Source organism: Ruegeria sp. AU67 (genome assembly GCF_900312795.1).
GTDB classification, from domain to species: Bacteria; Pseudomonadota; Alphaproteobacteria; order Rhodobacterales; family Rhodobacteraceae; genus Ruegeria; species Ruegeria atlantica.
Genome location: NZ_OMPH01000011.1, coordinates 117523 through 134801, shown reverse-complemented (window position 1 = coordinate 134801; position 17279 = coordinate 117523). Strand labels below are relative to the sequence as shown.

Sequence of the window (17279 nt, the reverse complement as noted above, 5' to 3'; positions counted from 1 at the left end):
TTATCCCGCATCGTCAATCACCGCTCGAGAAACGAGCGGTGATATGACCAGTCTTTTCGCTTCAGTGCGTTTTCCCAGCCGTGCTATACTCAAAGTCTGAAACCTTGCGGGCCATGGATTCAGAATCCAAAACCAGGTTCGCAAAAATCGTTTCGACCCATGACAATGCGCCTGAAGTCATCAAGAACGTCTCGGGAATAACGATCCATTCGCCAATCCACATACCACCCGAACGTTCGTGTTGATGGGTGGTGAACTCGCCGATCTGTTCGGCCCGCTGTCGTCCAAGCCGGGCGACGGCCTCTCCGAATTCTGACGCGCGCTGGTTCTGTTTGTGCGCCATAGCCGAAGATGCGCCTTTACCGGCTTCATGCACCTCGGAACATTCGGAAATATCCGATGAAGACAACAGATTGACGTTATGCGAGATCTTGCACAGCGTCGCACACAGCCCTCCCAGCGCAGTTACAACATCGGCAAGCCCGTCACGGGCGTTTTGCCAATGGGGTTCAACTACATTCAGACCCAAAGTGGCCGCAACGCCTTCCTTGATGCGATGTCCGGTCCCGTTTTCGTAACCGCGCAGATCGCCAACGGGGCCACCAATCTGGACATTCAGGCCGCGAACGCCTGCTTCTTCCAACGCTTGTGCCCGCCGCTGTAGTTCAACTTTCCAGACGGTCAGTTTAGTTTCGGCCCGAATGGGCAAGGCATGCTGGCCATTCGTGCGACCGATCATGACAGTATCACCAAGCTGATCGATATGTTGCTCAATAGCGGTGGTTAGTCTTTGCAGTCCGGTCTGGATGTGCTCCAGACCGATCTTCATTTGAAGGGCCAGAGCGGTGTCCATAATGTCCTGTGTTGTCGCCCTGTAGTGGACTTTTGTCGCGTGCTCGCCGACCTGCCTTCGCAATTGTTCGACCAGACCAACGATCGGGCGCCCGACAAGCATCATGTCTTCGTGCAACCGCTCGGTATCCAGATTGCAGACTGACACCGCGTCCAACGCATCTGCAGCCTCTTGCGGGATCTGGTTTTCCAGCGCCTGGTGGCGGGCCAGCGTCTGTTCAACCTTCAACCAAGCCGAGATCGTGGCGTGTTGCGACCAGACGGACCGCATATCGGCGCTGGAAAAGCAATCGCGGTATAGGGAGTGTTCAAGCATCTTCCAGCTCTCCCTTTGCGATCTTGCGCTCTTTCATTATCCCTCGGATACGGAAAGCAATTGCGCCTGCGCCGATGACCAGAAAAGCCAGCGCGATCGGACGTTCGACAAAGATCAAAGCGCCACCTTCCGACATCAGCAACGACTGGCGGAAGGTCTCTTCCGCACCTTTGGCCAGCACGAAGGAAATGACGAACGCCGCAACGTTGAAGTCGAATTTACGCATCAACCAGCCAGCAAAGCCCGCACAGGTCATGACCGTGACATCAAACATTGACCCCCGCGCCGAATAGGCTGCGACAAACGCGGTCAGGAAGATCAGCGGGTACAGGACATTGGCCGGGATCTTCAGGATAATTCGTGCAACCTGAGTGGCACCGAAGTAACCGATCAGACCATAGGCCACGATACCCAGCATCCCGCAGGCGAACAGTTTGTAGACCAGCTCCTTGTCGGTCAGGAACAGGGTTGGCCCTACCTGGATGCCGTGGATCAGGAAAACACCCAAAAGGATCGCACCAATCGTAGACCCCGGGATGCCCAGCGTCAGCAGCGGGGCCATCGACGGACCGGACACCGCGTTGTTTGCGGCTTCGGGTGCTGCGACACCTTCCAGCGCGCCCTTGCCCCACTTCTCGGGGTTTTTGGCGCGGCGTTTGCCTTCACCGTACGAAATGAAGGCCGCAATAGCCGAACCCAAACCTGGGAGCACACCGATACCTGCACCGATGAAGCCACCACGGAACGCATGGGGCAAGCAAGGTTTGTACTCTTCCCATGTCAGGCTGTTGCCGTCTTCCGTGCTTTCATTTTCTTTGGTTTCACCGGTTGCCTTGCGGCGCGTTTCCAATTGGGCAAAAACCTCACCCAAAACGAATACACCGATCATCAGGGGCACAAGGCCAATCCCGTTGGACAGGTCGAACGAGCCAAAGGTATAACGCTCTTCGCTTGAGATTGGGTCCAATCCGACCATAGCGATCAAAATACCCATCAGGGCAGATGCCAACCCTTTGACGATTGAACTGCCGATGACCGAACCGATGACCACGAAGGCTGCAAAGTAGATTGCAAAGGTTTCGGGCGGGCCAAGCTTTAGGGCAATAGATGCAATGAAACCGACGCCGACGACCAGCAGGATATCCCCCATGAGGTCACCGATGACTGATGATATGGTCGCGACCTTCATCGCCTTTCCGGCCTGACCAGCGCGTGCAAGGGGATAACCGTCAATCTGTGTCGCGGCACTGGCTGCAGTGCCCGGCGTGTTGAACAGAATAGCCGCGATCGAGCCGCCATAGCGACCGGATTTACCGATCACATACAGAAAGGCGAGCGCGAATAGTGGCGACATGTAAAAGGTGATGGGCAGCAGCATGGCAATCGCCGCCGATGCGGTCAGACCGGGCGTGGCCCCAACGACCATGCCCACAGCTGCGGCCAGCACGATGGCAAACAGCAAACTGGGGTCGGTTATGACCGAAAGAAGTGCGGGAAAAATTTCCATGACGATTTACCCCTGTATCCAGCTGAGCAGGTCAAAGACCTCGCCATAAGGCGGGTACACACCAAGCAGCACAAAAAAGATGAGGTGGAAGATCAACGGGCACAGAACGACGGAAACCGCCAGACCGATCCAGCTGCGAACTCCGAAGAAGTACAAAACGACCGGCGCAGCGATCGCTGTTGGCAAAAGATAGCCAAACCAGCGGAATGACTGCTGATAGATCAGGGCAATGATGAACAGGCCGATGATCTGCAGGGTTGCGCCGTTATCCTGTTCTTGACCGGTATCGCCAGCCGGTTGACGGACGGCGCCTAACAGTAACAGGCCGGACAGAAACAGCAGCGCGATGGATGCTGAAAATGGTACGATGCCAGCCCAGGTATCCCCCGGCGAAGCTGCTGGCACTTGCCAGGCGCCCCAAATGGCAACGATGGAAATAAGGGCAAGCACAAGGCCTTCTGCATAGGCGCGCATATCGTTCCTCCCTGATTGCGTTAGATACAAAAAGGCCGGGGGAAGAATATCCACCCGGCCCCGAGGACTTTAGTTGGTCAGACTTTCGACCAGGGGAGCGGCGTCCTCTTTCATGGCGGACAGCGTTGTTTTTGCGTCCGCACCATTCTGATAGACCGGGCCTGTTCCGCGCGAGGCCAGCAGTTCGGCAAATTCAGGTTTCGCGGCGATCTGCTCCAGCGCGGTTTCCATCGCAGCAACGACCTCGGCCGGTGTGCCCTTCGGAGCGAAAACGATTACCGGCGAAGAAACAGCGGCAAACGGGATGCCCAGCTCGCCAAATGCAGGCACATCTTTCATGATGCCATCGCGTTCCTGGCTGTTGACGGCCAAGGCGCGAAGCTGCTCTTCAAACCCTGCCAGCTGCTGAACACCCAGGAAACCAAAGTCGGCCTGTTCACCGATCAGTGCCGCGCGGGTCGGTCCGCCACCTTTGAACGGTACATCCTGCGCTTCGATGTCATTGCTGGCCAGGAAGCCCATGCCGCCAACGTGGTGGAAGCCTCCGCGACCCGAATGGGCCCAACGCAATTGACCGGGGTTGGCTTTGGCCGCGTCGATCACGTCCTGAACGGACTCGAACGGGCTGTTCAGCGGCACCATCAGCGACGTTTGCAGCTGACCTACCTGAGCAACAAACTCAAAGCTGTCCAGCGCATCGATATCGGTGTCACGTGTCATGGTCGACAACAGGAACGAACCGCCCGAAGTCATCATCAATGTATAGCCGTCAGGGCGTGCACCCACGACCGAGTTCGCACCATTCAGACCGCCCGAGCCGGGCTTGTTCACGACGACAACTGGAACGTCCAGAATGCCTTCGGCTGCTGCCGAAATAGCGCGTGCATAAGCGTCTGTACCGCCGCCGGCTTTGTAAGGAACAACCAGGTTGATCGGACGTTTCGGCCAGTCGGTTGCGAAACTTGCTGTTGCTGTTGCAGTCACGGTTACTGCCGCCAGAACAGCAGTGAGAATTGTTCTACGCTTCATAGCATCCTCCCTAAGATGCGATCAAAATTAGCTTAAATTAAATGTTAATAAAAATGCAAAGATGTTATCTTATCTTGCGCAATAGTAAAGAGTCTGCCTGATGAACATCAAAGCCCTTCGCGCCTTTCGTGCCACCCTCTCCGAAGGAACGCTGGTTGCTGCCTCTGAAATCCTGCACCTGAGTCAGCCTGCAATCAGCCGACTGATTTCCGGGCTTGAGGCGGAATTGGGCCTGACCCTGTTTGACCGCAGCGGCCGCAACTTGACACCGACACGCGAAGGGTTGGCATTCTACCGCGAAGCCGGGCGTATCCTGGACAACCTTGATGAAGTGCCCCGCATCGCTGCAGAGATTAAAGCCGGACGTACGGAAACACTGCGCGTAGTCACGATGCCGCGTATCGCACGGGCAATTTCGGCGCCTGCACTTGCGATGTTTTTGCAAGCCCACCCTGATACAAACGTAACCCTGGACATCCGGGCGCGGCGAGAGGCCAGCAAATGGCTTGCCGGACGTGAATATGACATCGGCATCGGGGCATTGCCGGTCGAGCATCCGGGCGTCAGGACAAAACCCCTGCTGCGGGTGCGGGCGCAGGCCGTTTTGCCGGTTGCGCATGCATTGTCTGATCGCAAGTCGGTAACCGCCACTGATCTCGCCCGCGAGCCGGTCATTCGGCTGATGAACGGGCTTCTATTGCGCGAACAGCTCGATGACATCTTCCGGTCTGCGGGCGTCAATCCCAGACATACCTGCGAAGTCGCGGCGTCCCAACTTGCCTGTTCGCTTGTCGCGGAAGGCGCCGGTATAACCATTGCTGACGAGTTGGTCGCAGCACAGGAAACAAAAGAACGTTTGGCCCTGGTTCCGATCGTACCAGAGCGTTGGATGACCTTTGGTTTGTTGTACCCCGCAACGCAGGAGAAGTCACAGGCGCTTCAGGATTTTGAGGATGTTCTTTTTTGGCAGGCGTCCGAGCTATGCAAAAACAGCCCAACTTTGTCTCTTGCCTGACAATCGTTGCCAGGCGGATTCAGGCCCATGTCCCATGCCATGCATAGGCCAAAGCAACGATTGCAACAGAGCCGATGCTCAAGCATCTTGAAACCCCCGATCCACGATCATTCATGGGCTGCGCGAATTGCGTGGCGCAGCTGACGGACACCAAAATGAAAAAGTTGAGCGCAATCGTCGCAGACTGCCTGGTCATCAATTTACCCGATAACAATAGCAGACGGCTTCATATGACCAACTTGATGAACAAGCACGACATCAGTTTTTCATTTTCAGAAGGCAGCGCCGGACAAAGCCATGCCTTAAACTGCGCCCGCGCCCACCTTGCAGCGCTTGAGTCACTCAAAATGTTCCCGGCATTGGTTCTGGAGGATGATGTCTCCGCGTTGACCGAAGACCTGACCATTCCTGAAATTCCAAAAGATGCGGACGTCGTTTATTTGGGGGTTTCGCCCTTCGGCTGCTTTCCCTGGACACGTCGCTATGTTCAACGTTTCAGCCACCGCGCGCATTACAACCTTGCACTCACTTCGACTGAGAACAGTAATTGGCTGAGGCTGCATTCTATGGCCGGTGCAATAGCTATTCTCTATGTGTCACCAGCAGGTCTGGATGCGTGGAGGTATTCCATGCGGGCGGCCATAAAACGGAGTAAGCCGTTTGATGTGTTCACCGCCTACAAGATGACGTCCCTGAACGTTTATGCACCTCATCGCCCCGTTTTTTACGAAGAACCCAGTCTGCAGCGCCCTCTTAAGCATGTTACCATGGAACAAAGACTGCGATGGACGACAACACCCTTGACGCCGGTCAAAGAAGGCACAATTGTCGCTGCGCCCACCAAAGGCGGGGCAATGCGTGTTCGGGCTGAAGTGTGCGGAGATAACCGTCTTGAATGGTCATTGCTTCAATGAGGTCGGAAAAGGGGCATTCTCAAGTTGCAGGCCACATAATGTCAGGGTCGTTAAGAGCGATGTGCTTGCCTAAACCCCCTTCGATACAGCGTCTGAATCCATAGATTGCATCCAAGTCGGAGGGCTTGAGATTTTCGATGCTTCTTTGCAAGGAACCCAACGTCTTTTCAACACACCCTTGCAACCGATTGCAAACCCGACGCAATAGGGCGTAGTATTTTCCCATGAATTTGACTGAAAGCCATCCCCGAACCCATCGGTGCCCGCCATGAGTGTGACCCTAAAAGAAGTGGCCGCACTGGCCGGTGTATCCCGCTCTGCCGTATCGCGGACCTTTACCGAAGGCGCGTCCGTCTCACCAAAGACACGTAGCAAGGTGGAGAAGGCTGCAGCCGAACTGGGGTATAGCCCAAACGCCTTGGCTTCTTCGCTGACAACCGGACGCACCAAGTTGATCGGTTTGATTTCTAACAACTTCCACAACCCCATTTTTCTTGAGGTCTTTGACCAGTTCACCCGCGCTTTGCAGGAACGCGGCCTGCGCCCGCTGATCGTGAACCTGACCGACGAAACCGAGCCGACAAATTCGGTCCGAATGCTGCGGCAGTATTCTGTGGATGCCGCCATCGTCGCCTCATCTACCTTGCCCCCTAGCTTTGCCAAGGCGTTCCACGATGCAGGTGTTCCGGTAGTGCACACTTTCGGTCGATCTGCGACGTCACCTGAGGTGCATGTTGTAGGCATAGACAACGTTGAATGCGGACGCATGGCCGCGCGCGAGCTGTCGTCGCGGGGGTATCGCCGTATCGGCTATCTGGGCGGCCCGAAAGATGCGACATCGGCGATGGATCGGTATCGCGGCTTCATGGAAGAAGTTGAAAAGCACCCGGAACTCGAAGTGACGCATTGCTTCGCAGGCGCCTATTCATTTGAAGCTGGGCGAGAAGAAATGCTTCAGCAACTGGCGGAAGGCCCTGCAGAAGGGTACTTTTGCGGCGACGACATTCTGTCCATAGGTGCCCTGTCCGCATTATCCGATCACGGGCTGAAACCGGGCAAAGACATCGGCATCATCGGCCTGAACGACATGGAGATGTCGCGCTGGGAAAGCGTGGACCTGACGACGATTCATCAGCCAATCAAGCAAATAATTACCGCATCCGTCGATCTGGTCGAAGAGATGCTGAAAGACCCCGAGCGTTATCCCGAGGCCCGAATTTTCCCTTGCCGTGTGATCGAGCGGGGCACATTGCGGCCCCGACCCTGATCAGCGAAACATCGGTGGGCGCGCGTCCGTCCATGCCCCGTCATTTTTCGCAGACGCCACTGCGGCATGCACGGCTGCGATCGACCGCACCCCGTCGGCAGGTGTAGGCAGACCATCACGCGCCTCTCCGCGAATAGCGTCGGCAAGATCGCAATAGATGTTGGCAACGGCCAGCGGGAACCCTTCGGGATGGGCAATCGCCACACGGGACAATCGTTGCGCATCGTCGTGAAGACCGCCCTCGCCCTTTTCGATGATCTGCGTGCGGCCACCTACAGGCGTATAAATCAACTGATTGGGTTGCTCGGACGTCCAGCGAAGACCTCCGGTTTCGCCAAACACCTGAATATCAAACCCGTGCTGACGCCCAATTGCCACCGAAGAGGTCCACAACCGCCCGACAGCACCGCCTTCGGTCCGGAAGTTGACCATGGCGTCGTCCTCAAGTTCGCGGCTTGAAATCGTAGACGCCATATCTGCAGACAAGGTTTTGACTTCATCGTCACTGATGAAACTGGCCATGTGCAGCGCATGGATACCGCAATCGGCGAATTGGCCAGACACACCCGCCATCGCTGGATCATAGCGCCAGCGTACGCGCGGGTTATCGGCGTCAGTCGCGTCGCCATGGTGGCCATGGCTGAAATTCGTCACAACCAGGCGAACCTTGCCAATATCCCCGGCGCGAACCATCGCGCGCGCCTGGCGCACCATCGGATAAGCGGAATAGCAATAGTTAACGGCACAAATCTTGCCCGAGGCCTCTGCAACGCGAACGATCTCTTGGCCCTCTTCCACGGTCATTGTCATTGGCTTTTCGCAAAGCACATTGAACCCGGCTTCAAGGAACGTTTTGGCAATCTCAAAGTGGGTGGAGTTCGGAGTGGCGATTGTCACCAGATCAACCCGGTCGGGACGGTCCTTTTCCCCGGCCAGCATTTCCTGCCAGTCGCCATAGGCACGATCCGACGCCACTCCAAGCCGTTGCGCATATTCTCGCCCGACTTCGGGTCGGTGATCCAAAGCACCCGCAGCGAATTCGAACATCCCGTCCGCCAACGCTCCTAACCGGTGTGCGGGTCCGATCTGACTGCCTTCACCACCACCAATCATGCCCCATTTCAGCTTTGCCATGGTTCTCGTCTCTCTTAGATGATCTCTTAGTTTTTGTGTTCAGACGGTACTGACGTCCTGCCACTGCCGCTGCTCTGACGATTTCAACGCGGCGGCCAGAACGCAGTTGACCTCATGCCCATCACGGAATGTGGGCCAAATCGTTTTGCCCGTGTGAATGGCCTCAAGAAAATCTTTGGCCTCGATGATGATCTGGTCCTGATAACCTGTTCCATGACCGGGGCCCTGACAGAAAGGCTCGTAGTCGGGGTGCGCCGGACCCGTCAGGATCTTAGTGAAGCCCCTTTCTTCCTCTAGTCCTTCGCGCCGATAGAGCCACAGGGCGTTCTGATCTTCCTGATCAAAACGGATTGCGCCTTTGGTGCCTGTAATTTCATAGGCATAACCCATCTTTCGACCTGTCGCGATGCGGCTGACATAGATATTGCCCATCGCGCCACTGGCAAACCGGCACATGATTTGCGCGTGGTCATCATTGGTGACGGTGCCGCCTGGGCGCTCAGTATGAACCGTTTCGACTTCGGCCATAACCTCGACAATCGGACCGATCAGGGCCAAAGCACCGTTGACCATATGTGGGGCAAGATCCCCAATTGTGCCGTTGGCCATTCCGGACGTTCGCCATGTAGCCGGAGCGTCGGGGTCGGCATAGAAGTCCTCAGTATGCTCGCCGCGAAACCAGGTTATGTCCCCCAATTCACCGTTGGCTATCAACTGACGGGCAAACTGTGTTGCGGGCGTTCTGACGTAGTTGAACCCGACCATATTGGTGACGCCCGTGGCTTCGGCCGCGGCAACCATTGCGCGCCCATCATACAAAGAAGATCCGAGGGGTTTTTCGCACAACACAGGCTTGCCCAAGGCTAACGCGGCCTCTGCAATCTGTCTGTGCGTTGTTTGAGGCGAGGCAATCACGACAGCATCCACTGCCGGGTCATTGACCAGCACTGACCAATCCGAGGTCGCGCGACGAAAGCCGTAAGCCGCGCGGTATCGCTCGGCGCTTTCGGGCGTGGAGGCGCAGATCATCTCAAGTCGTGGCCGCAAGGCTGTGTTGAACACTGCGCCTACGGCTGACATCGCGACTGAATGAGCTTTGCCCATATAGCCACCGCCGATTATTCCAATTCCGATTTCAGGCATCTGCAACGGCTCCGAACAATGTATTTGCAACCGGTTGCAAAATCAGTATCGTGTGAATCGATTCAACGCAAGGACCAACGATCCTCGCCAGCCCATTTTTGCCGGAGGACATGACGTGAGCGCTTTGATAAACGGTATCAAAAGAAACCGGTTCGCGGTCTTTGGGCGCGCGGGCATGGACCTGTATGCCGATCCCGTTGGTGTTAAAAGCGAAGACGCCGACACGTTTCACGCCGATCTGGGCGGTTCATCGGCAAATATCTGCGCGGGGCTGGTCAAACTGGGCAGCCAGGCATCCTTGATCACTTCAGTCTCAGATGATGCGGTTGGCCGCTTCTGCCTGAATAAACTTGCTCACTACGGTGTAGACACATCCTATATCCGCGTCGTCGGTGGTGAATACCGCATGTCTCTGGCCGTTTACGAAAGCCGGATCGAAGAATTTCAGAATGTCATCTACCGCAACGGCGCAGTCGACTTTCAGGTGACCGAGGATGACATGAACAAGGTCGACTACGGCAAATTTTCAGCCGTGATATCTGCCGGAACGGTGTTTGCCGCTGAACCCTCGCGCAGCGCCACGTTTCGCGCGTTCGAAAACGCACGCAAGGCGGGTTTGCCGGTAATTTTTGACATAGACTACCGCCCCTACAGTTGGCCATCACCTGAGGTGGCCGCCGAAGTCCTGTCGCGCGCGGGCGAAGCAAGCGATCTAATCGTCGGCAATGACGAAGAATTTGGTTTCATGGCAGGCGGCATCGAAAAAGGCTTCGCCAAAGCCAAGGAGTTGGCGGCGAAACCGGGCCGGATCGTGATCTACAAGATGGGCGAAAAAGGCGCGGTAACTCTGGTGGATGGGCAGGAAATCGAAACCGGCATCTATCCGGTAGAGGCCGTCAAACCCAACGGTGCTGGCGACAGTTTCATGGCCGGCCTGCTGGCCTCGATCGCCGCTGGAAGCGAGCCTAAAGAAGCGGTTATGCGCGGCTCAGCCTGTGCCTCGATCGTCGTGTCCAGGCCCGGCTGCGCTCCGGCCATGCCAACAACTCCGGAACTGGACGCATTTCTTGCCGCCCATCCCGGCCCAACGACATAGGAACCTCTCATGCACATCGCTCCCTATGACAATCAGAACAAACCGATCGTCGACGCCGATGATCCAACGGTTCCGCTGAATTACTTCAACATCGTCAAACTGAAAAAGGGCGAAGCGTTTGAGTATCAGGTGCCCGGTTATGAGACGTGTATCGTGCCCGCCACGGGCAGTGTCGATGTCGATGTAGAAGGCGAGCAGTTCGCCAAGCTGGGCAAGCGGGGCGAAGACGTCTGGGATGGGGATCCGGAAGGCGTTTATGTGCCGGTCGGCGCTAAGGTCCAACTGGTCTGCGTGTCGGATGAAACCGAAATCTTCATAGCGGGCGCCAAGTACGGCAAGGTACTGGATCCGTTCGATGTGCGTGAACACGACCTCGTGCAATACGGCAGCGACGACACTAAAACGCATCGCAAAATTAAGCACATCCTCGGTCAGAAACAGCACGACAAAGTGGGTCGTCTGCTGATCAGTGAGCTGTTCACCGTGGGTCAGGGCGGCTGGTCCGGCTTCCCCAGCCACAAGCATGACACGAACCGTCTGCCCGACGAGACGCGGCACGACGAGACCTACAATTTCCGTTTCAAACCCAACTGGGGGTCGGGCCTTCAGATGCTGCAGCGTGAGGACAACGAACCGGGCGACGCCTATCACATCGTCGACGGCTCAACGATCTGCATCGACAAGGGCTATCACCCCTGCTGTGTTCTGCCGGGATACGAGATGTACTATTTCACCATCCTTGGCGGTCTGACTCAGCGTTCTCTGGTCCAGTACTTCCAACCAACCCATGCCTATCAGGTCGAGACCATTCCAGGCATCAAAGACATGATTGCCAAATTCAAATGACCCTCGCCACACTCAAAGACGTCCTCACCCCCGCATACGAAAACGGCTACGCTGTTGGCGGGCTTGTTACGCTGGGATGGGAGGATATGCGCGCCTATGTAGCCGCAGCTGAGGCGGAAAATGCGCCGGTGATCCTTCAGGCTGGTCCAAGCTGCCGCGAGCACACACCCCTGCCTGTTCTGGGCAAGATGTTTCATTTCCTTGCGGAAAATGCCTCGGTTCCGGTCGTGGCCCATCTGGATCACGGTTATACATTCGAGGACTGCAAGATCGCATTGGACAGCGGGTTCACATCGCTCATGTTTGACGGGTCACGCAAGCCGCTGCAGCAAAACATCGACGAAACTGCTGCCATTGCCGAAATGGCCCATTCGGCCGGTATTTCCTGCGAAGGTGAGATCGGTTTTGTCGGCTATTCCGGCGGCGAAGGATCGAACGGGACAGACCCAAACGAGGCCGCGCAGTTCGCTCGTGAAAGCGGCGTGGACGCAATGGCTATCTCAGTCGGAAACGTTCATCTGCAACAGAACAAAGAAGGCGGATTAGACAAGGCTCGCATCGCCGAAATCGACGCTGCGACAAATGTTCCGTTGGTCATTCATGGCGGCTCTGGCGTGCCTGTGGAACAACGCAGCCGGTTGGCGCGGGAAACGTCGATCTGCAAGTTTAATATCGGTACCGAACTGCGCATGGCATTTGGTAACGCGCTGCGCGAGGCAGTCAACCGAGACCCTGACAGATTTGACCGCGTGACGATCCTGAAAGAGACCCACGACCCGGTTGAGGCGGCAGCCCGCATGGTCATTCGGGGCTTTGGTTCCTCTGCGCAAAGGTAGGCGTGGGCGTTACGCGTCGCGCTCCATGATCCATTCAACTTCGGGGGCCGGAACAAAGCGCCATTTGCGCAGCGGTCCGGCCATAACGTTCAGATAATACATCTCGAACCCATAAGGTGCGCCGCATGGGTGATGACCGCGGGGCACGCAAACAACATCGCCATCGGATACAGCCATAGTCTCATCCAACTGCCCGTCATCGGTATAGACGCGCTGAATCCCGAACCCATTCGCCGGGTTCAGACGGTGATAGTAGGTCTCTTCCAGATAGGTAATCCGCGGAAAATCATCTTCATCGTGTCGATGGCTGGGATACGATGACCAATGCCCGTTTGGCGTAAAAACTTCGGTCACCAGCAAGCTATCAGCATAGTCCTCATTCTCCATCGCGATGTTGTTGATATAGCGCGTATTTACGCCCTTGCCGCGCTCGGTCAAAGTAATGCCTTCGGGGCCGATGCGTCGCGCAGAGTGGCCATTCTTGCCCGGGGCAGTACACACCGCAATCACGCAATCCGTTTCGGCTGTGGCCGTCCATTCTGTGCCGTTCGGCAGATAAAGACAGTGCGGCGGCGTCTTCTCAAAAACGTTCATCCGATCGCCCAGAACACCCCAGTCACGCTCAGCCCCAGCTATGCGGGCCTTGCCCTCGACAATAACCAGAATGACCTCGCGATCACCCGTTGCCTCGGCCACTGTATCGCCTGCCCGAAGGTGGTAAAGCCCAAACCCCACATAGCGCCACCCGGCACTAGCCGGAGTGATGTCATGCACTTTACCTCTGGTCCCAAAGGGCTTTTTGAGCAGGTCCGCCATGTGTTTTTCTCCGTGTTGGCCGGGCTTGGAATGCCCGCCCGTATTCCTTCAGGCAGCTTGCCTTGTTTGCAGCGCCGAGAATGTCTCGGCCAATTGTTGCTCGGTCCAGCCTTCGGACACAGCACGACGCAAAATGTCGGCCTGACTTTCCGGGGCGTTTCCACCGATCGGAGGGTCCGTATCCAGATTGGTTGGGAACGGGTATCCCTCTGCCGTGGCGGCGATGGCTGCATCCAGCTCGGCCCCGATCAGCTCACCACGTTGTTTCAACGCAATAAGCGAAGGAAACACCGCCTCAGACATGGACCGCCGGTCAACGGTTTCCATCGCGCGGCCAAAGGCGGATGAGATTTGCAGCAGGTTCGCCATCCGGTCGATATCTGCACTGCAGTTTTCACCAGCGGCATGAAACAGCGCAGGGTTAAAGAACACAGCATCCCCCTTGTCCAGCGCCAGCTGGATATAGCTGTCCTCGAAATATGCGCGATGATCTTCGTTATGAAACGCCAGATAGCCCGGGGGATAAAGCTGCGAAAATGGGAGCAGTTTGGTCGGGCCGCTTTCAATCGGCATGTCGCAATGGGCAACCGCCCCCTGCAACGTCAGTGATGCCGTGACCAGATGTGCGTGCACTGGATAGCGCGCAGCACTTTCTGCGCTCTGAAATCCAAGGTGGTAATCCCTGTGCGCCTGCTGCGCTTTACCGCCTGGACGCACTTGATTGATCTGTGCCGTGACCTGATAGTTTGGCCCCAACCACGCCTCGCAGGCTGCAGCAATAGCCGTGTTCCCGAAATAGAGGGCAAAGCCCTCGGGGTCGCGCAGACATTGCTTTTGCAGGGCGTTCCAGATCCGATCATTGGCCCCGGACGCCGCAAAGTGGTCACCCACTCCAGCGTCGCTTTGTCTTTCGTCAACTATGATCTGGCGAAAGACATCGGTTCCGCGGTCAATCACTGAGGTATCCGCGAACGCACGTTTCAGAACGATCACGCCTGACGATTTGTCCAACACATGGCCCCACTCAGTCAGCAGAGCCTTGCGCTTCCCTACGTTTTCCAGCGCAGGACGCAGCTCGTCCATGTCATAGACTGGAACGTTCTTTTCGATCGCGGCGGCGTGCGGGACGTCCTCGGCCAAAAGGTTTTGCGAGGTCAACACCTTGAATTCATCCAGATCACAGGATTCCCGGTCGAAGTAGCCGACAAAACCTAGTTCCTGATTTACCATGAGATTTCTCCTTTTTCATGGCTTCGGTGTCGCCCCGCAGGGGGTAGTTACAATTGGACCTCCAATCCTGCCCGTCCACAGACGTCGAGAATATGCTCGTAACCTTTCTTGGAGTATTCATATGGCGGCGCCTTGGCCGGGTCCTGTTCGGCTTCGACAACGATCCAGCCGTCGTAGTCCATGGACTTGAGGGCATTCGCCACAGCCTGAAAATCGATACAACCATCGCCCGGCACGGTGAAAGCTCCGGCAACGACCGCGTCTAGGAAACTGCGGTCATTTTCTTTTACGTCCTGCACAATGGCCGGGCGGATGTCCTTGAAATGCACATGATGCAGGCGATCGCCCCAACGGTTCAGCGTTGCCATCACATCGCCACCACCGAATAGCAGGTGGCCGGTGTCAAAACAAAGGTTCACCTCGGGACCTGAACCTTCCATTAGCCAGTTCACGTCATCCTCGTTCTCGATGATCGTGCCCATATGGTGGTGGTAGGCCATCGGCATACCTTGGTCGGCCATCCATTTCGCCAGTTCGGTGATCTTGGCTGCATAGGCTGAAATCTCATCCCTGGACATTTTCGGACGCCTATTGACCGGTGTTCCAGCCTGACCCTGCACGGTGTTCGAGCATTCCGCATAGACGATGCAAGGGCTGTTTAAGGCGACAAACTGTTCAACCTGCTCCCGAACTGCTTCGCGTTCTGCCGCAAAATCATTGATCAGCGATTCGCCCGAGCACCACCCGCCACAGAGCGCAATGTCATTGCCATCCAGATAAGCACGCAACCCTTCTGTATCGCCGGGCATCCTCTGGCCGCGCTCGACGCCGGTATAGCCAATCTCACGCGCCTCTTTAAGGGCCTGTTCCATCGTGTACGACGCCGTCAGATCTGGCAGATCATCATTCTGCCAGGCGATCGGAGAAATCCCGATTTTCACGCTCATTTCGTGTTTCTTTCCTTAATCGCCAGCTCATAGGCCGCGCGTTTTTCGTTCACTTCGGGGCGGATGCTGACTTCCGGAACCGCCACTTCCCACCACGTCCCGCCATATTCGGTCGAGGGGTACGGATCGGTGTCGATGACCACCACATAAGGCCCTTTGATATCGCCACGCTTGGCAAGCGCGTCTTCCAGTTCCGCAATCGAGCTGACCTTGACCGAGGTCGCGCCCATTGCCGCGGCGTGGGCCGCGAAATCGATGGCCGAGGGGTTCTCGTGCACAGCATGATCCAGCAGATTGTTAAACTCGGCTCCACCTGTGCCCATCTGCAGACGGTTGATACAGCCAAAGCCGCGATTGTCGGTAATGATCACGGTGAACGAGATGCCCATCATCGCAGCCGAAGCCATTTCCGAGTTCGCCATCATATAGGTGCCATCGCCGGTAAAGCAGATCACATCGCGATCCGGTTGCGCCATCTTGATGCCCATCGCACCGGCAATCTCATACCCCATGCAACTGAAACCATATTCCATGTGATAGGCACCCGAACGCGGCGCTTTCCACAGCTTGTGCAGTTCTCCGGGCATGGTGCCCGCCGCGCACATGACGACAGTATCGTTGTTCGAGGCTCGCTGAACCGCACCAACCACCTGCATATCGGTCGGCAGCGCATTGCCGTCGCCAGGGGCATCGGTCAGTTTGTCGACCTTGCCGTACCAACCCGCCTTAAGCGTATCTGCCACAGGATCGGCATGGTATCCTTGCAAAGCCGAACCCAGCTCCTCAAGCCCAACGCGCGCATCTGATTGCAGGGGCATCGCGCCGTGCTTTTCAGTATCATAGGCAGCGGTATTCAGGCAGATCATCTCGCGCTGAGGGTTTGAGAACAAACCCCAAGACCCGGTGGTGAAATCCTGCAAGCGCGAGCCAACGGCCAGCACCAGATCCGCTTCAGCGCAAACAGAATTGGCCGGTTCGCCGCCAGTCACGCCTACGGGCCCGAGGTTCAACGGGTGATCCCATGCAAGAGCAGACTTGCCTGCCTGTGTCTCGGTGATCGGGATATTGTGCGTTTCCACGAAACTCTGCAGCGCGTCCGTCGCGCCCGAATAGTGAACTCCGCCCCCGGCCACGATGACCGGGCGCTTTGCCGCGTTGACGGCAGCGACGGCGCGGGCCAGTTCACCTTCGTCAGGGCGAATGCGACGCTGATACCAGACGCGCGGCTCAAAGAAGCTTTCAGGATAGTCGTAGGCCTCGGCCTGAACGTCCTGACAGAAGGCCAGTGTCGCCGGTCCGCAATCAGCCGGGTCCGTCATCGTGCGGAAAGCCCTTGGCAGTGCGGTTAGCAGATGCTCTGGCCTTGAGATGCGGTCAAAGTAACGGCTGACAGGTTTGAAACAATCGTTCGCGCTGACCGATCCGTCCCCAAAACTCTCGATCTGCTGCAACACAGGATCAGGACCGCGCGTCGCGAAGATATCCCCGGGGATGATCAACACCGGCAACCGGTTCACATGCGCCAAGGCGGCGGCTGTCACCATGTTGGTCGCGCCCGGCCCGATGGACGACGTCACCGCCATCGCGCGCGTGCGCCGCATCTGCTTCGCATACGCGATAGCACAATGCGCCATCGTCTGTTCGTTATGGCCGCGATAGGTCGGCAGGCTGTCTTTCACAGCATGCAGCGCCTCACCCAGGCCAGCCACGTTGCCGTGGCCGAAAATAGCCCAGACACCTGCTATAAACGGCTCTCCTGCCTCATTCATCTGCGCGCCCAGGTAGCGAACCAGAGCTTGCGCTGCGGTCAGTCTGATAGTTTTGCCCATATTGATCCCTTTCAACTCAAGGCCACCC

Annotated in this window: 16 protein-coding genes; 6 read left to right on the top strand and 10 right to left on the bottom strand. The window is 56.8% G+C overall.

Annotation, left to right across the window (positions count from 1 at the left end; all coding sequences use genetic code 11):
- Positions 1–61 precede the first annotated feature (61 nt).
- The 4 genes from DK510_RS03715 to DK510_RS03700 form a co-directional block, all read right to left on the bottom strand.
- Entirely contained in the window at positions 62–1168 is a 1107-nt protein-coding gene (locus tag DK510_RS03715; protein ID WP_109310959.1) for a lyase family protein, read from the bottom strand.
- On the bottom strand, positions 1161–2675 hold the full coding sequence (locus DK510_RS03710; RefSeq protein ID WP_109310958.1) for a tripartite tricarboxylate transporter permease: 1515 nt from the start codon (positions 2673–2675) through the stop codon (positions 1161–1163). Before DK510_RS03710 ends, DK510_RS03715 begins: the two co-directional genes overlap by 8 nt.
- 6 nt (positions 2676–2681) lie before the next feature.
- On the bottom strand, positions 2682–3149 hold the full coding sequence (locus DK510_RS03705) for a tripartite tricarboxylate transporter TctB family protein (protein WP_109310957.1): 468 nt from the start codon (positions 3147–3149) through the stop codon (positions 2682–2684).
- Positions 3150–3218: 69 nt separating this feature from the next.
- Complete coding sequence (locus tag DK510_RS03700; protein ID WP_109310956.1) at positions 3219–4178, bottom strand: tripartite tricarboxylate transporter substrate binding protein; 960 nt, start codon at positions 4176–4178, stop codon at positions 3219–3221.
- A gap of 100 nt (positions 4179–4278) precedes the next feature.
- On the opposite strand from DK510_RS03700, the gene DK510_RS03695 reads away from it, so the two are divergent.
- From DK510_RS03695 to DK510_RS03685, 3 genes are all read left to right on the top strand, one after another.
- The gene (locus DK510_RS03695) at positions 4279–5193 is read left to right on the top strand and encodes a LysR family transcriptional regulator (protein WP_109310955.1); all 915 of its coding nucleotides are present in this window, start codon (positions 4279–4281) and stop codon (positions 5191–5193) included.
- Positions 5194–5267: 74 nt separating this feature from the next.
- Positions 5268–6107, top strand: coding sequence for a hypothetical protein (locus tag DK510_RS03690; protein ID WP_109310954.1), 840 nt, complete (start codon positions 5268–5270; stop codon positions 6105–6107).
- 268 nt (positions 6108–6375) lie between these two features.
- Entirely contained in the window at positions 6376–7374 is a 999-nt protein-coding gene (locus DK510_RS03685) for a LacI family DNA-binding transcriptional regulator (protein ID WP_108859781.1), read from the top strand.
- Here DK510_RS03685 and DK510_RS03680 read toward each other — a convergent pair whose 3' ends face one another.
- Both DK510_RS03680 and DK510_RS03675 read right to left on the bottom strand, forming a co-directional pair.
- The gene (locus DK510_RS03680; protein WP_109310953.1) at positions 7375–8508 is read right to left on the bottom strand and encodes a Gfo/Idh/MocA family protein; all 1134 of its coding nucleotides are present in this window, start codon (positions 8506–8508) and stop codon (positions 7375–7377) included.
- Between the two features lie 39 nt (positions 8509–8547).
- Entirely contained in the window at positions 8548–9651 is a 1104-nt protein-coding gene (locus tag DK510_RS03675) for a Gfo/Idh/MocA family protein (protein WP_109310952.1), read from the bottom strand.
- 115 nt (positions 9652–9766) lie between these two features.
- Here DK510_RS03675 and iolC point away from each other — a divergent pair, with 115 nt between their 5' ends.
- Genes iolC through DK510_RS03660 form a run of 3 tightly spaced genes read left to right on the top strand, consistent with a single transcriptional unit; the run spans position 9767 to position 12429 of the window.
- Positions 9767–10747 carry a 5-dehydro-2-deoxygluconokinase gene (gene iolC, locus DK510_RS03670; protein ID WP_255414854.1) on the top strand — a complete coding sequence of 327 codons (981 nt, stop codon included), beginning with the start codon at positions 9767–9769 and terminating at the stop codon, positions 10745–10747.
- A 9-nt stretch (positions 10748–10756) separates the two neighbouring features.
- Complete coding sequence (locus tag DK510_RS03665; RefSeq protein ID WP_109310951.1) at positions 10757–11593, top strand: 5-deoxy-glucuronate isomerase; 837 nt, start codon at positions 10757–10759, stop codon at positions 11591–11593.
- Positions 11590–12429, top strand: coding sequence for a class II fructose-bisphosphate aldolase (locus tag DK510_RS03660; RefSeq protein ID WP_109310950.1), 840 nt, complete (start codon positions 11590–11592; stop codon positions 12427–12429). Before DK510_RS03665 ends, DK510_RS03660 begins: the two co-directional genes overlap by 4 nt.
- 9 nt (positions 12430–12438) lie before the next feature.
- Here the strand turns inward: DK510_RS03660 and iolB are convergent, their stop codons facing one another.
- Genes iolB through iolD form a run of 4 tightly spaced genes read right to left on the bottom strand, consistent with a single transcriptional unit; the run spans position 12439 to position 17251 of the window.
- Entirely contained in the window at positions 12439–13245 is an 807-nt protein-coding gene (gene iolB / locus DK510_RS03655) for a 5-deoxy-glucuronate isomerase (protein WP_109310949.1), read from the bottom strand.
- 48 nt (positions 13246–13293) lie between these two features.
- A complete protein-coding gene (locus DK510_RS03650) occupies positions 13294–14475 on the bottom strand; it encodes a phytanoyl-CoA dioxygenase family protein (protein ID WP_109310948.1) in 1182 nt (393 codons plus the stop codon).
- 47 nt (positions 14476–14522) lie between these two features.
- Positions 14523–15422, bottom strand: a complete 900-nt coding sequence (iolE, locus tag DK510_RS03645) for a myo-inosose-2 dehydratase (protein ID WP_109310947.1) — start codon at positions 15420–15422, stop codon at positions 14523–14525.
- Complete coding sequence (gene iolD, locus DK510_RS03640; RefSeq protein WP_109310946.1) at positions 15419–17251, bottom strand: 3D-(3,5/4)-trihydroxycyclohexane-1,2-dione acylhydrolase (decyclizing); 1833 nt, start codon at positions 17249–17251, stop codon at positions 15419–15421. The genes iolE and iolD overlap by 4 nt, the downstream gene beginning before the upstream one ends.
- Between the last annotated feature and the right edge of the window lie 28 nt (positions 17252–17279).